A 14,509-nucleotide genomic window follows, 5' to 3' on the forward strand; every position below is an offset into this window, starting at 1 on the left:
ATTAGTAGTAATACCAAAAAGTGTAGATAAATTTTACGGAAAATCACAATTTTTTTATGGACTTATGTACAAAAAAATTAACATTTCTTTTTGAAAAGAATACAGTACATTTGTAATACCTTATGAAACAGATATTTATAAAAATACAATCTGTTCTGTTAGCATTTATGATCTTAATTGCATCAAACTCGTATGCGATTACTTCTCATTTTTGCGGTACGGAACTAGTAGATGTTTCTCTCTTTGGGAATCCAAAAGCTTGCGGTACGGAATCTTTTGATGCTGATTGTAGCTATGAAAAAGCTTCAAAGAAAAAATGCTGTAAAGATGTCATAGAGATTATAGAACCTGAAGTTTTAAATAAAATTGTTGAATTTAAATTCAGCAAGAAAGAATTGCAGTTTGCAGACTATTTCGTCGTTTCTTATATTACTTCTTTTCAAAACTACTTATTTCACAAAAAGGTTTTTGATACTACAACACCCCCGCCCGATAGCATTCCCGATATTTTGGTGTTGCATCAAACCTTTTTAATTTGATTTTAATTTTTTAACTCGTCTCTTCATCTATAGTCAGATGAAAAAAACCTTGTTTTAAAATTAAATTACAAAAAAAATGAAAATAATCATCACTAGTATCTTATTACTGGTCTCTTTGCAATCATTCTCTCAACAAACCCTGAAAGGGATGATAATGGATAGAAACAATCCCAAAGATAGTTTAGGCGTTTTTGGGGTTAATGTTTACTGGTCGGGCACTACTGTCGGAACGACAACTAATGAAAAAGGATGGTTTTCCATTCCATACAAAACTACATATACAAAACTGGTGGTAAGTTATGTAGGTTATCAAACGGATACGATAACCATTACAAATACAGCACCCATTCATCATTTTTTAACTCCGAAAAATGATTTGGATGAAATTCGTATTTCAAGTAAGAAAAAGGCAACTCAAAAATCGTTTTTGAAAACCCAAAATGTTTTTACCGTGAATAAAGACGAGCTGTTAAAAGCAGCTTGCTGTAATTTAGCAGAAAGCTTTGAAACAAACCCGTCTATAGATGTTCATTTTTCCGATGCTCTAACAGGCACTAAGCAGATTCAAATGTTAGGTTTAAAAAGCCCTTATTTATTAATTGCCCTGGAGAATATTCCATCTGTCAGAGGAGCTGCCCAAGTATATGGTCTGACCTTTACTCCGGGAACATGGGTAGAGAGCATTCAAATTACAAAAGGATCCGGAAGTGTCATCAACGGATTTGAAAGTATATCAGGACAGATCAATGCAGAATTGGTAAAACCGTTTTCAGATAAAAAGTTATTTTTAAATGCATACGGATCTCTTGGCGGAAGGCTGGAATTAAATACACATGTGAATAAAAAATTTTCCGATAGATGGCAAACAGGGTTCTATATCCACGGAAATTACAGAGGCGAGAAGTTTGATAGAAATAATGACGGGTTTTTAGATAATCCTCTAATGGAACAAATCAATATCATGAATCGCTGGCAATATACAGATGCCGAAAAAGGATGGGTAAGCTTCGTCAATTTTAGATATATGGACGATGAAAAGCAAACGGGTGAAACAGATTTTAACCCGGATGTTGACAGAGGGACAACAACAAATTGGGGTAGTGAAATCAATACGAAAAGGTTTGATTTTTCATCAAAATTAGGATATGTTTTTCCGGAACTGCTCTTTCAGAGTTTTGGATTTCAATTTGCATATAGTAATCACAAACAGGACTCGTATTTTGGTTTAAACAGCTATAACATAAGCCATCAGAGTATCTATTCTAATCTTTTATTCAATTCTATCATAGAGGATACCAAGAATAAATTTACAACAGGTATTAGTTTTATATATGATTCGTATGATGAATTAGTGAATAACAGCCCATACAACAGAAACGAAAATTCAGTCGGAGCTTTTTTTGAATATGCTTATGATAATTTAGATGATTTCAGTTTCACCGCCGGACTAAGAATTGATACACATAATCTGTTAGGAACTTTTTTCACCCCAAGACTACATATGAGATACGTTCCTTGGGAAAAGGGAGTTTTTAGAGCTTCTGTCGGACAAGGAAGAAGGAGTGCTAATATTTTTGCTGAAAATCAACAATTATTTGGCAGTTCAAGACAAATTAGTATTCAGTCAACTCATGGAAAAATTTACGGGCTGAATCCGGAAGTAGCCTGGAATTATGGAATTTCGTACTTGCAAGGATTCCATTTATTTGATAAAAAAGGAGATATTACATTTGATTTTTACAGAACAAATTTTCAGAACCAGGTAGTAGTAGATTGGGAAAACCCAAGGAACATTTCTTTCTATAATTTGAATGGGGAAAGTTATGCAAATAGTTTTCAAGCAGAAATCAACTATACTATTATTGAGCAATTAGACATACGTTTAGCTTATAAGTATTATGATATTGAGGCAACATATCAGTCAGCAAAGCTGGAAAAACCGCTTACACCTAAAAACCGGTTTTTTGCAAATGTTTCTTATGAAACCGATAAAAAAGAAGGTGGCAGGCAATGGAAGCTAGATGTAACCTATAACTATATAGGTGCTCAAAGGTTACCCAATACTTCGAGTAACCCTATTCAATATCAATTATCAGCATTTTCTGATAGTTACAGTTTGTTAAATGCTCAAATTACCAGGGTGTTTTTCGAGCAATTTGAAGTATATTTCGGAGGAGAGAATCTTACAAACTTTCAGCAGAAAATGCCTATATTAGCTAGTGATAATCCTTTTGGCAACCATTTTGATACAACCATTGTCTATGGCCCCATATTTGGCCATATATTTTATGCAGGATTACGTTTTAAACTAGATTAACGATGAAAAAAATAATTTTACTATTTAGCTTACTGCTGATAGGATTTTCGGCTGAAGCTCAAAAAAAGAAAAAAAATGCAAAAGTAGCTATTGAAGTTGACGGGGTTTGCATGATGTGTAAAAAAAGAATTGAAAAGGCGGCTTTGGGGACTAAAGGAGTAAAATTTGCCGTTTGGAATGTTAAAACTCATATGCTTTCTTTGATTATTGATGAACGGAAAACAGATGTAAAAACTATTCAACAAAATATAGCAGCAGTGGGTCACGATACTAAAGAAATAAAAGCAAAAGATCATGTTTATGAAGGTATTGACCCGTGTTGTAAGTACAGAGGTAAAGAAATTGTAGAACACCATAAAGGTGGAAAGCATTAAAAAAATAGAGCTATCTTACAAAGAGAGCTTCTTTTTTGTTTTGATTTCGGGTGAAAGAAATCATAATCCGGAGCAAATCAGACATTGAAAACAGCGGTGTTGGAAAATGAAAGGGCTCAAGTTTAAATTAGGTATTATATCTTAACCCCTTGATGTTACCAGGTTTTGAATATCTTTTGGATTTAATTTTGATGCAAAATTCAATAAAAAGAATGGAAAACTCATATTTACCAACACTATTTCAAACTAGAACCAATGAAAGCACCTTTTTTAAACATTGATTTCTTAATACCCATACCCTCCACTCAATACTTGATACTTAATACCCGATAACTTGAAGAATCAAAAACCTGCCCAATAAACATTAAAAATGGCATAAAGAAAATCGCCTATAAATTGCTTTACAGACGACCTTCATTATCATTAAATATATTTACATTTTTACATCATCCCCGGCATTCCACCGCCCATTGGAGGCATTCCGGCTGCTGCAGGAGCATCTTCTTTAATATCTATCAGTGCGCACTCCGTAGTTAAAATCATGCCCGCAACAGAAGCGGCATTTTCCAATGCTACTCTTGTTACTTTTTTAGGATCTATGATACCGGCTTCTAACATGTCTACATATTGATCGGACTTAGCATCATAACCAAAATTCTTTTTGCCTTCCAGCACTTTGTTAATTACTACGGAACCTTCACCGCCAGCATTTTCAACAATGGTTCTTAGAGGCGATTCAATGGCTTTGTTTACGATTTGTACACCTGTCGTTTCATCTAAATTGTCTGTAGTAATTTTTTCCAATACTTTTTTAGATCTTACAAAAGCAACACCTCCACCGGCAACAATACCCTCTTCAACAGCGGCACGAGTAGCATTCAAAGCATCATCAACTCTATCTTTCTTTTCTTTCATTTCTACTTCGGAAGCAGCACCTACATATAAGACAGCAACTCCACCAGCCAATTTAGCTAAACGCTCTTGTAGTTTTTCCTTGTCATAATCAGAAGTAGTAGTTTCTATTTGAGCTTTGATCTGGTTTACACGAGCTTTTATATCTTCTGCCTTTCCGTTACCGTTTACAATAGTTGTATTATCTTTATCTACAGTAACTGTTTCTGCAGTTCCCAATAAATCTAAAGTAACATTTTCCAAAGTAAATCCTCTTTCTTCGGAAATCACCGTTCCTCCGGTTAGAATAGCAATATCTTCTAACATCGCTTTTCTTCTGTCTCCAAAGCCGGGAGCTTTAACAGCTGCAATTTTTAATCCACCTCTTAGTTTGTTCACTACCAAAGTAGCTAGTGCCTGACCATCTACATCTTCTGCAATAATTAATAGCGGCTTTCCGGATTGTGCCACCGGTTCTAAGATTGGCAGAATTTCTTGTAAGTTTGATATCTTCTTATCAAATAATAAGATGTATGGATTCTCCAGATCTGTAATCATTTTATCTGCATCGGTTACAAAATAAGGAGATAAATAGCCTCTGTCAAACTGCATCCCTTCTACAACATCTACATAGGTGTCCATTCCTTTTGCCTCTTCAACGGTAATTACGCCTTCTTTGCCTACCTTATCAAAAGCAGTGGCAATTAAATCACCTATAGTATTGTCATTATTAGCGGAGATTGCAGCTACTTGTTTTATTTTTTCAGAAGAACCTCCAACTTCTTTTGATTGCTTATTTAAATCCGTTACAATTGCAGTAACAGCCTTGCCAATCCCTCTTTTTAAATCCATAGGGTTGGCCCCGGCAGCTACATTCTTTAATCCTTCTTTTACAATTGCTTGCGCTAAAACAGTAGCAGTAGTAGTTCCGTCACCCGCCAGGTCATTGGTTTTGGAAGCAACTTCTTTTACCATCTGAGCTCCCATATTTTCCAATTCATCTTCCAACTCTACTTCTTTTGCAACAGATACTCCGTCTTTAGTTACATTCGGAGCTCCGAAAGATTTGGAAACAATTACATTTCTTCCTTTAGGACCTAAAGTTACTTTTACTGCATTTGCCAATGCATCTACACCGCTTTTTAATCCGTCACGTGCTTCAATATCAAATTTTATGTCTTTTGCCATTTTCTTAAATTGTTTAATTATTGATAAGTTTTAATTGTTACAATTGCCTATTGCAACTGCAACCAGATGTTTTTTTTAAATGATCGCTAAAATATCACTTTCACGCATCATCAGATAATCTTTACCTTCCAGCTTTAAATCGGTTCCACCGTATTTACCATATAAAACAGTATCTCCGACTTTAACTGTTAAAGGCTCGTCTTTTTTTCCCGTACCTACGGCAACGATAGTCCCTTTTTGAGGTTTCTCTTTTGCGTTATCAGGAATAATGATTCCTGAGGCAGTAGTAGTTTCTGCGGCAGCAGGCTCTACAAGAACCCTGTCCGCTAGAGGTTTGATATGTATTCCCATTCTTTATATAAATTTTGATTAATTAAAAATTAGTTTTGCTCTCTCAAATCATAAAGTATGCCATTACGTGAAACCTGACATTTTTTCTAAATAACACTTTAAAAATCAAAAAGGAAGTAAAAAAAAATGCCAACGTGTCATTTTGTCGGCATTTTTAATATGGAATCCATCTTGATTTTTTGTTTTTTAGCCTTTAGAAAAACCAAGATTATTTTATATGGAATCGTTAGTTGACGGTTGGTTTATCGTGTTAGTTGTCGTTTGACCACCCTCTAATTTGTTGTCAATATTTACAGGATTATCATTAGCTCTGGGAATGGCAAAGTTTGCTAACAATATCAGGGCAAACATGGTGATGGCCAATGTCCAGGTTGTCCTGTCTAAAAAATCATTTGTGCTTTGCACACCTCCTAAAGATTGTGCTCCTCCGCCTCCGAAAGAAGAAGATAAACCTCCGCCTTTAGGATTTTGTACCATGACAATTAATATTAAAGCTATTGCTACTATAATGATTAATATTAAAAATGCAGTATAACTCATGACGTATTTTTTTGTAACGTTTTTATTTTTTTAATCTGGTCTGCAAAGAAACCACTTTTTTCCGGATATTTCAAACTTAAAATTCGATATGCTTTCATAGCATTTTCATACTTTTTTTGTTCCAAATATACCCTTGCAAGGGTCTCTGTCATTAAAGACGAATCCTCTTTATTTTCAGAAATACGAACATGTATTTCACTTTTATTTTTAGGGCGGGATATAGTAGGGTTGTTCTTAATAAATCGATCTATAATAGCTTCTTTGCTTATGGCAGTTGTTGATTGTTCAGAACGATTTCTGATAATGGGTTTTTTAACTAAAAGTTGTAACCATTCATTAAAAGAATACTTTTCGTTTTTGCCAAAGTCTATAGGTTTTTCAATTTCCAGGCTTTCTTCAACAATGGTATTTTGATTCTTAACGGGTAGCTTTTTGCGAGTCTCCGGATGAATATTATTTTTTTTAGTAAAGTTATCCGAAGTGATAAAATCAAAAAGGAGTGTCCTGTCCATTGTATAAGCTGCCGTTATTTTTAGCTCATGATTATATTTAAAACTATCCTGATTCTTTAATCCTTTTAAGTATAGTGCTCTGGCTGACTGAAAATAAGGATAGAGATTTACAATGGATTTTATTCCCTGTACCTGTTCTGACGTTAAGGATTCAGGTTGTTTTAAAAAAGAAATATAATCTTTTAATGTAATTACCATTTTGCAATAGAAGCGTTAAATATATCTTGCGTTATTCTCTCTAAAATTTCACTTAGGGCAGCATCCAATACACCACCGGTTAATTGTGAACTAGCATCAAAATCGGAATAAAAGGAAAACTGCTTTTCAAAATCATCTTTTTCATTCAGCTGATTATAATACCTGACATTAACAGTAATGGTCAATCTGTTTTGAGCAGCGGTTTGCTGAGAGGTTGCACTCATTGGGTTTATCCTATATCCTGTAATTTCGCCTTCAAATCGCAATTCTCCGCCGGTACTTACTAAGCTTAAATTAGTTTGTCTTAAAAAAAGATCTTGTAAGTCTTGAGTAAAACGCTGACTCAACGTAGGTTCTATTAAAGAAGCTTGATTAGGGAAAAAATCTATCTGAATCGTTTTTGCATCCGTTGCCCCTCCTGTAAAGGAGTATATCCCGCAACTGATTAATGTAGTTGCTACCATCAGAAAAAAAAGAATCGAAAGATGTTTTTTCATTGTAAATATGGTTTTGTTATCGTAAGTTTTTTTATTGAACTTATTTATAAATCATATTGTTTGATTTTTCTGTACAATGTTCGTTCCGAAATTCCCAATTCTTTTGCAGCCAACTTTCGCTTGTTATTATTTTTTTCCAATGACTTTTTAATCATCTCTATTTCTTTGTCTTGCAAAGAAAAGTTTTCTTGTTCTTCTATCGTCTCTACAAAATCATAATTTTTTTGTAAAGTTGAAGGGCTTGCTATTTGCAATACTTCCACCTTATTATCTTCTTTGGCTTGTTCTTCGTGAATTTTCTTTAATAATTGATGATTGTCTTCTTGTAATTTTTCTATGTTTCCGTGCTGCATGATATCCAAAGTAAGCTTTTTTAAATCATTAATATCATTTCGCATGTCAAATAAAACTTTATACATGATATCTCTTTCGGTAGCAAAATCATTTTCAGAACCTGCTCCGACTACAGCAGGTAAATGACCTTTATTATCAGGTAGATATTGACCTAATTTTTCCGGGGTAATCAGCCTGTTTTCTTCAACTACAGAGATTTGTTCGGCAATATTTCTAAGTTGCCTGATATTTCCGGGAAAACGATAGTTTAATAATAAATTTGTAGCATTTTCATCTAACCTGATGGCAGGCATTCTATATTTTTGAGCAAAATCCGCAGCAAATTTTCTAAATAGCAGGTGAATGTCTTTTTTTCGATTTCTTAAAGCAGGCAAATAAATTTCAATGGTACTTAACCTGTAATATAAATCTTCTCTAAATTTTTCTTTCGAAATAGCTTCCTGCATATTCACATTGGTTGCAGCAACAATTCGGACATCTGTTTTTTGCACTTTTGAAGAACCTACTTTTATAAATTCTCCGTTTTCTAAAACACGTAATAGGCGGACTTGCGTTGTAAGCGGCAATTCGCCAACCTCATCTAAGAAAATAGTACCCCCGTCTGCAACTTCAAAGTACCCTTTTCTATCTTGAGTAGCACCGGTAAATGATCCTTTTTCATGACCAAATAACTCACTATCTATAGTTCCTTCGGGAATAGCACCACAGTTTACAGCAATATATTTTGCGTGTTTTCTATGAGATAATTGATGGATAATTTTTGGAATACTTTCTTTACCGACACCGCTTTCACCGGCAACCAATACCGAAATGTCAGTAGGCGCAACACGAATAGCTTTTTCTATAGCTCGGTTTAGCTGCAGATCATTACCGATAATTCCAAAACGTTGCTTAATTGCTTGTAAACTTTCCATTAATTTTCATTTAATTTTTTTAATAATTCTTTTTTAAAATCATATAAAGATACATCTTTGGTATTGGCAAGAGCCAATTTTTGATTGATTTCCAAAGCCTTATTTACATCCTCCAAAGCTTTTTTATATTCCCCTACCTGATAATAAGCATTTGCCCTGTTTTTATATAATGAAGGGAAATTTTTCTGTATGGCTATACCTTTCGTATACGTATTTATTGATTTAAGATAGTTTTGTTGTGTAGTATATAAATTAACTAAGTTATAAAAAGCCTCATATTTTTTAGGGTTCATCTCAATTGATTTTAGGTAGCTTCTTTCTGCCTTATCTAATTTGTTTTTGTTGTAATTAATGATTCCCAAATAGTAATAAGCAGAAGATTTTTCTTTTTTATATGAATGATCGTCACTCTCTTTTAGAATGAATTCAATATCTTTCATAGATTTGTTGTATTGTTTTGATTCAACATGATAAGAGGCCCTGTTGACACGGGCAATCAATGTTTTTTGAGATTTTAAATTATGTGTCCAGAGCGTGTCGGAGTTTTTCCAAATCTTCGTTTGTTGTGTTGTTAAATAACTAAAAAGTAAAATATATGCGATGCCTGCATATACGGTATAGGTACTCTTTAATCTTGAGATGATTGCAAATAGCGCAATTAAAAACCCCAGATAGGGTAAGTATCCGTACCTATCTGCATAAGGAGATAAAAATCGTATAAATAATGTGGTGTGCAAGCCAATAGTTAGCAGGAAAAACAGGATTCCAAAAACAAACAATCGATTCCGCCTTAATGCATAGACACTAAAAAGCAAGACTAAAAATAAGAATGAAAAAAAGCATTCTCTTATTCCTAAAGAAACAGGCCAGTCATATAAAATGGTCAGTGAAAAAGGAGCTATGTACTTATATACATACCATATTACCTGATTTGGCGCAATGAGCCAGCTAGGATAGTCTACCGTAAAAGAAGAATGATCGGTTCCTCTAAAAGAAATCGCAACCATAATAAAAATACCTGCGAGTAAAATAAAAGGAAGTGTATAGAATACTCTTTTTAACTGAAATCTTTTTTTAGTGTAAAACCAATCTATTAAAAACAGAACAGGAATGAAAATGATGATTTGAATTTTACAGAAAAGCCCCGGAAGAAATAATAAAAAAGCGATGAAATAATACACTTTTTTACCGGATTTATAAAAATTTAAATAACACAGAGTGGCAAATAAAAAGAAAAACACATACAACACGGTACTGGTAGCGGAAACCCACGAAACAGCTTCTGCCATTATGGGGTGTATTAAAAAAAATAAAGCGATCCACACAGATTGTATTTTACTTTTAAAAAGCTTTATGACTATGTGATACACCAGGACCCCGTTAAAAATATGAACTAGTAAACTAAACAAATGATAATATCCGGCTGTAAACTTTGCAGCATAAAATAGCACAGCTAATATGAAAGAAGTTAAGGGCTGATACATATTTACCGTTGCAGTAGTAAATAAAATCTCAATGGATTGAAAAGAAATGGTCTGTACTCTATAATTTTCAGTAAGTTGCAGATGATCATCAAAATTCACAAAACCGTTATTAAAAATACCGTCATAAACGAATATACTGATCCATACAAAAAGTATATAATGCCAATACGTTGTGAAAAACCAAATACTTTTTTTTAGCATTACTTTTAATGATTATCCGAGTAGCCCACCCATTGCAGTACCTTTTAAGGTGGCAGAAGTACAACTCTCTATTCTTACGTTTACAAAATCACCTAATTTATAATGCTCTTTAGGAAAAACAACAACCGTATTTTGTGTATTTCTCCCTTTCCAATGCCCGGATGATTTTTTAGATGTTCCCTCTATCAAAACTTCTTCAACATTTCCTACGTGTTGTTGGGTGCGATACAAGCTGTGTTTTAATTGTAAGCTAATGAGTTCTTGCAAACGTCTTTTTTTGACAGCGGGAGGTACATCATCTTTCATCTTTTTTGCTGCCAAAGTTCCGGGTCTTTCGGAGTAGGCAAACATAAAACCAAAATCGTATTTTACATATTCCATTAATGTTAATGTGTCTTGATGATCTTTTTCGGTCTCTCCGCAAAAACCGGCAATCATATCCTGAGACAGCACCATTTCCGGAACAATTCTAAATATATTCGCTACCAATTCCATATACTCCTCCCGGGTATGTTGCCTGTTCATGGCTTTAAGCATGGCATTGCTTCCGCTTTGAACCGGCAGGTGAATGTATTTGCAAATATTTTTATGCTTAGCCATCGTGTGGATCACATCCAAACTCATATCCTGAGGGTTAGACGTAGAAAAGCGAAAACGAATTTTAGGAAACGCCTTAGCACACATGTCTAATAATTGTGCAAAATTTACGGCTGTTGCACGGGCCATTTCAGAAGCTTTTTTAAAATCTTTTTTTAGACCTCCTCCATACCACAAATAACTATCTACGTTTTGACCTAATAAAGTGATTTCTTTATAATTTTTTTCTTGCATTTCCCGGATTTCCTCAATAATGCTTTTCGGATTTCTGCTACGCTCTCTTCCGCGTGTAAAAGGAACCACACAAAACGTACACATATTATCACATCCCCTGGTAATAGATACAAATGCTGAAACACCATTGTTGTTCAACCTCACGGGAGATACATCTCCATAAGTTTCATCTTTGGACAACAATACATTAATAGCATCTCTGCCGGCCTCTATTTCTCCCAATAAATTCGGCAAATCACGATATGCATCGGGGCCTACAACCAAATCTACTATTTTTTCTTCCTCTAAAAATTTTTCTTTTAAGCGCTCTGCCATACACCCTAGAACACCTACTTTCATCGCCGGGTTTATTTTCTTTGCAGCATTGTATTTTTTTAATCTGTTCCGAACCGTAACTTCAGCTTTTTCTCTGATCGAACAAGTATTTACCAAAACCAAATCGGCATCTTCTAAACTTTTAGTGGTATTAAAACCTTCTTCTTCTAATATGGAGGCTACAATTTCACTATCATTCATATTCATCTGACAACCATAGCTTTCTATATAGAGTTTTTTAGAATTGTTTTTTATTTTTTCCGTAACAAGAGGCTTGCCCTGCATTTTTTCATCTATGATCTTTTCAACTTGTTTCATGAGTTTGAGAAAATTGAGACACAAAGATACAACCAAAAATAAAAAATTATGACAAATTGGCAGAAAATAAGAAGAGCATATGTTGTTAAATCAAAAATTAACATTAAAAAAGGCAAATAAAAAAAAACTAACTACTTTTGCAATCCTCAAGTATTCATTTATCTTAAAGAATGCTACTGTAATAACTGAAATAACATATGGCAAAGAATCTAGTGATTGTAGAATCGCCGGCTAAAGCAAAAACAATAGAAAAGTTTCTTGGGAATGATTTTCAAGTAGAATCGAGTTTTGGACATATTGCAGATTTACCTTCTAAAGAGCTGGGAGTAAATGTAGTCGGAGGTTTCAAACCTAAGTATATAGTCCCTACCGATAAAAAAACGGTGGTTAGCAAACTAAAAGATTTCGTAAAAAAATCGGAAACCGTTTGGTTAGCCAGTGATGAAGATAGGGAAGGGGAAGCCATTGCCTGGCATTTGGCAGAGCAATTAAAACTGGAAAAAAATAAAACAAAACGTATTGTTTTTCATGAGATTACCAAAAAAGCGATTCTAAAAGCGATTGAGAACCCCAGAGATATTAATTATAATCTGGTAAATGCTCAGCAAGCACGAAGAGTTTTAGACAGGTTGGTAGGATACGAATTATCTCACGTACTGTGGAGAAAAGTAAAGGGAGGCTTGTCAGCCGGAAGAGTGCAATCTGTTGCTGTTCGATTGATCGTGGAAAGAGAGCGGGAAATTGAACGTTTTAAAACCACAGTTTCGTATAGAGTAGATGCCGAATTTACAAATACGGAAAGTAAAAAATTCAAAGCAAAACTGGCGAACAATTTTAATGATAAGACTACGGCCGAATCCTTTTTAAAATCATGTATTGGTGCGAGTTATAAAGTAGCGGAATTACAAAAAAAACCGGCAAAGAAATCACCTGCAGCGCCATTTACAACATCTACTTTACAACAAGAAGCATCCAGGAAATTAGGATTCCCCGTAGCTAAAACAATGCTTACGGCACAACGATTATATGAAGTAGGACTTATTACGTATATGAGAACAGATAGTGTAAACCTCTCGGAAGATGCTAAAAATGCAGCTCAAAAAGAAATCACGGCTTCCTATGGTTCGGCATATAGTAAACCGAGAAACTTCGTCACAAAATCCAAAGGCGCCCAGGAAGCACATGAAGCAATTCGCCCTACAGATCTGGGCAAAAGCAGTATTTCCGTAGAGTACGATCAAAACAGGCTGTATGATTTAATTTGGAAAAGAACAATTGCTTCCCAAATGAGTGAAGCACAGTTGGAGAGGACTATTGTAAAAGTTGCAAATGATAAAAATGAAAAACTTTTTACGGCAACCGGAGAAGTGATTACTTTTGAAGGGTTTTTAAAAGTATATTTGGAAGGAACAGATAATGAAGATGACGAACAGGCAGGGATGTTACCCGTTATGCAGGAAGGAGAAGATCTAAAAAACGTATATGTTACTGCTACACAAAGATTTACCAAACCACCATATAGATTTACGGAAGCGTCTTTAGTAAAACGTCTGGAAGAACTGGGAATAGGCAGACCCTCTACCTATGCTCCTACGATTTCTACTATACAAAAAAGAAAATATATAGAAAAAGGCACGGTAGAAGGGGAAAAAAGAACTTATGAGCAGCTTCTTCTGATGAAGAATCAGTTGAGTTCAAAAATCCTTACGGAAAAAGTAGGTTCGGATAAAGGAAAATTAGTGCCCACTGATATAGGCAATGTTGTAAATGATTTTTTAGTTGCCCATTTTTCCAATATTTTGGATTTTGGATTTACAGCTAAGGTAGAAACTGATTTTGATGAAATAGCTGATGGCAGAGAAGACTGGACTACTATGATAAAAGAATTTTATAAGGACTTTCATGTTACCGTAGAAGATGTTTCAGCAAATGCAGAGAGGGCTAAAGGAGAGCGATTATTAGGAGTAGACCCCGAAAGCGGAAAAAACGTATATGTTCGTTTGGGGAGATACGGAGCAATGGTACAGATAGGAGAGGTAACAAATGAAGAAAAACCGAAGTTTGCGGGCCTGCAAGGTGAACAGACGATGAATACCATTACCCTTGAAGAAGCATTAGAGCTGTTTCAACTACCAAAAATAATAGGGCAATACGAATCAAATGAAGTGATTATTGCTAATGGAAGATTTGGACCATATATAAAATTTGACGGGAAATTTATTTCTTTAAACAAAGGAGAAAACCCAATGTCCGTAGATATGGACAGAGCTATTGAGTTAATAGAATCCAAAAGAAAAGCAGACGCTCCGATAGGACATTATCAGCAGTTACCCGTCCAAAAAGGAGTGGGCAGGTTTGGGCCGTTTATCAAATGGAACGGGATGTTTATCAACGTCAATAAAAAATATGATTTCGATCATTTAAGTCAATCGGATTTAGAACAATTAATAGAAGACAAATTGCAGAAAGAAAGAGAAAAATTAATTCATTATTGGGGAGATGTCGGGATTCGGGTAGAAAAAGCACGTTGGGGAAGGTTTCACATCATAAAAGGAAAAATTAAAATCGAGTTGCCAAAAACAACAGCTATTGAGAACCTTTCAAAGGAAGAAGCCGTAAAAATGATGGAAGCGAAAACTCCAAAAAAGAAAGTTGCAAAAAAAGCAACTGAAAAAAAGTAATAGG

General features: G+C 34.6%; 12 protein-coding genes. 4 read left to right on the forward strand and 8 right to left on the reverse strand.

Annotated elements, in window-relative coordinates:
- Positions 1 to 122 precede the first annotated feature (122 nt).
- The 3 genes from GKR88_18580 (at position 123) to GKR88_18590 (ending at position 3,230) form a co-directional block, all read left to right on the forward strand.
- Positions 123 to 539 carry a hypothetical protein gene (locus tag GKR88_18580; GenBank protein QMU66081.1) on the forward strand — a complete coding sequence of 139 codons (417 nt, stop codon included), beginning with the start codon at positions 123 to 125 and terminating at the stop codon, positions 537 to 539.
- A 154-nt stretch (positions 540 to 693) separates the two neighbouring features.
- Positions 694 to 2,856 carry a TonB-dependent receptor plug domain-containing protein gene (locus GKR88_18585; GenBank protein ID QMU66780.1) on the forward strand — a complete coding sequence of 721 codons (2,163 nt, stop codon included), beginning with the start codon at positions 694 to 696 and terminating at the stop codon, positions 2,854 to 2,856.
- Positions 2,857 to 2,858: 2 nt separating this feature from the next.
- A complete protein-coding gene (locus GKR88_18590; protein ID QMU66082.1) occupies positions 2,859 to 3,230 on the forward strand; it encodes a metal transporter in 372 nt (123 codons plus the stop codon).
- A gap of 441 nt (positions 3,231 to 3,671) precedes the next feature.
- On the opposite strand, the gene groL is transcribed toward GKR88_18590, so the two are convergent.
- The 8 genes from groL to miaB all read right to left on the reverse strand — a co-directional run bounded on the left by groL (position 3,672) and on the right by miaB (position 11,824).
- Positions 3,672 to 5,309 carry a chaperonin GroEL gene (groL, locus tag GKR88_18595; GenBank protein ID QMU66083.1) on the reverse strand — a complete coding sequence of 546 codons (1,638 nt, stop codon included), beginning with the start codon at positions 5,307 to 5,309 and terminating at the stop codon, positions 3,672 to 3,674.
- A gap of 75 nt (positions 5,310 to 5,384) precedes the next feature.
- Entirely contained in the window at positions 5,385 to 5,660 is a 276-nt protein-coding gene (locus GKR88_18600) for a co-chaperone GroES (GenBank protein QMU66084.1), read from the reverse strand.
- 213 nt (positions 5,661 to 5,873) lie between these two features.
- Entirely contained in the window at positions 5,874 to 6,200 is a 327-nt protein-coding gene (secG, locus tag GKR88_18605; protein ID QMU66085.1) for a preprotein translocase subunit SecG, read from the reverse strand.
- Positions 6,197 to 6,904, reverse strand: a complete 708-nt coding sequence (locus tag GKR88_18610; protein QMU66781.1) for a hypothetical protein — start codon at positions 6,902 to 6,904, stop codon at positions 6,197 to 6,199. Before GKR88_18610 ends, secG begins: the two co-directional genes overlap by 4 nt.
- Entirely contained in the window at positions 6,904 to 7,407 is a 504-nt protein-coding gene (locus tag GKR88_18615; protein QMU66086.1) for a hypothetical protein, read from the reverse strand. Before GKR88_18615 ends, GKR88_18610 begins: the two co-directional genes overlap by 1 nt.
- 44 nt (positions 7,408 to 7,451) lie before the next feature.
- Positions 7,452 to 8,675: an AAA domain-containing protein gene (locus tag GKR88_18620; GenBank protein ID QMU66087.1), complete on the reverse strand. Its 1,224-nt coding sequence runs from the start codon at positions 8,673 to 8,675 to the stop codon at positions 7,452 to 7,454.
- Positions 8,675 to 10,360 carry a tetratricopeptide repeat protein gene (locus tag GKR88_18625; GenBank protein ID QMU66088.1) on the reverse strand — a complete coding sequence of 562 codons (1,686 nt, stop codon included), beginning with the start codon at positions 10,358 to 10,360 and terminating at the stop codon, positions 8,675 to 8,677. Before GKR88_18625 ends, GKR88_18620 begins: the two co-directional genes overlap by 1 nt.
- Before the next feature lie 12 nt (positions 10,361 to 10,372).
- The gene (gene miaB, locus GKR88_18630) at positions 10,373 to 11,824 is read right to left on the reverse strand and encodes a tRNA (N6-isopentenyl adenosine(37)-C2)-methylthiotransferase MiaB (GenBank protein QMU66089.1); all 1,452 of its coding nucleotides are present in this window, start codon (positions 11,822 to 11,824) and stop codon (positions 10,373 to 10,375) included.
- Between the two features lie 197 nt (positions 11,825 to 12,021).
- On the opposite strand from miaB, the gene topA reads away from it, so the two are divergent.
- Positions 12,022 to 14,505 (forward strand): type I DNA topoisomerase, encoded by a 2,484-nt coding sequence (topA, locus tag GKR88_18635; protein ID QMU66090.1) that lies wholly within the window; start codon positions 12,022 to 12,024, stop codon positions 14,503 to 14,505.
- Positions 14,506 to 14,509 lie beyond the last annotated feature (4 nt).

Source organism: Flavobacteriaceae bacterium (assembly GCA_014075215.1).
Lineage (GTDB): Bacteria > Bacteroidota > Bacteroidia > Flavobacteriales > Flavobacteriaceae > Polaribacter.

Coding starts and splice junctions, on each gene's coding strand:
- GKR88_18580 (QMU66081.1), top strand. CDS start 123: ATGAAACAGATATTTATAAAAATACAATCTGTTCTGTTAGCATTTATG.
- GKR88_18585 (QMU66780.1), top strand. CDS start 694: ATGGATAGAAACAATCCCAAAGATAGTTTAGGCGTTTTTGGGGTTAAT.
- GKR88_18590 (QMU66082.1), top strand. CDS start 2,859: ATGAAAAAAATAATTTTACTATTTAGCTTACTGCTGATAGGATTTTCG.
- groL (QMU66083.1), bottom strand. CDS start 5,309: ATGGCAAAAGACATAAAATTTGATATTGAAGCACGTGACGGATTAAAA.
- GKR88_18600 (QMU66084.1), bottom strand. CDS start 5,660: ATGGGAATACATATCAAACCTCTAGCGGACAGGGTTCTTGTAGAGCCT.
- secG (QMU66085.1), bottom strand. CDS start 6,200: ATGAGTTATACTGCATTTTTAATATTAATCATTATAGTAGCAATAGCT.
- GKR88_18615 (QMU66086.1), bottom strand. CDS start 7,407: ATGAAAAAACATCTTTCGATTCTTTTTTTTCTGATGGTAGCAACTACA.
- GKR88_18620 (QMU66087.1), bottom strand. CDS start 8,675: ATGGAAAGTTTACAAGCAATTAAGCAACGTTTTGGAATTATCGGTAAT.
- GKR88_18625 (QMU66088.1), bottom strand. CDS start 10,360: ATGCTAAAAAAAAGTATTTGGTTTTTCACAACGTATTGGCATTATATA.
- miaB (QMU66089.1), bottom strand. CDS start 11,824: ATGAAACAAGTTGAAAAGATCATAGATGAAAAAATGCAGGGCAAGCCT.
- topA (QMU66090.1), top strand. CDS start 12,022: ATGGCAAAGAATCTAGTGATTGTAGAATCGCCGGCTAAAGCAAAAACA.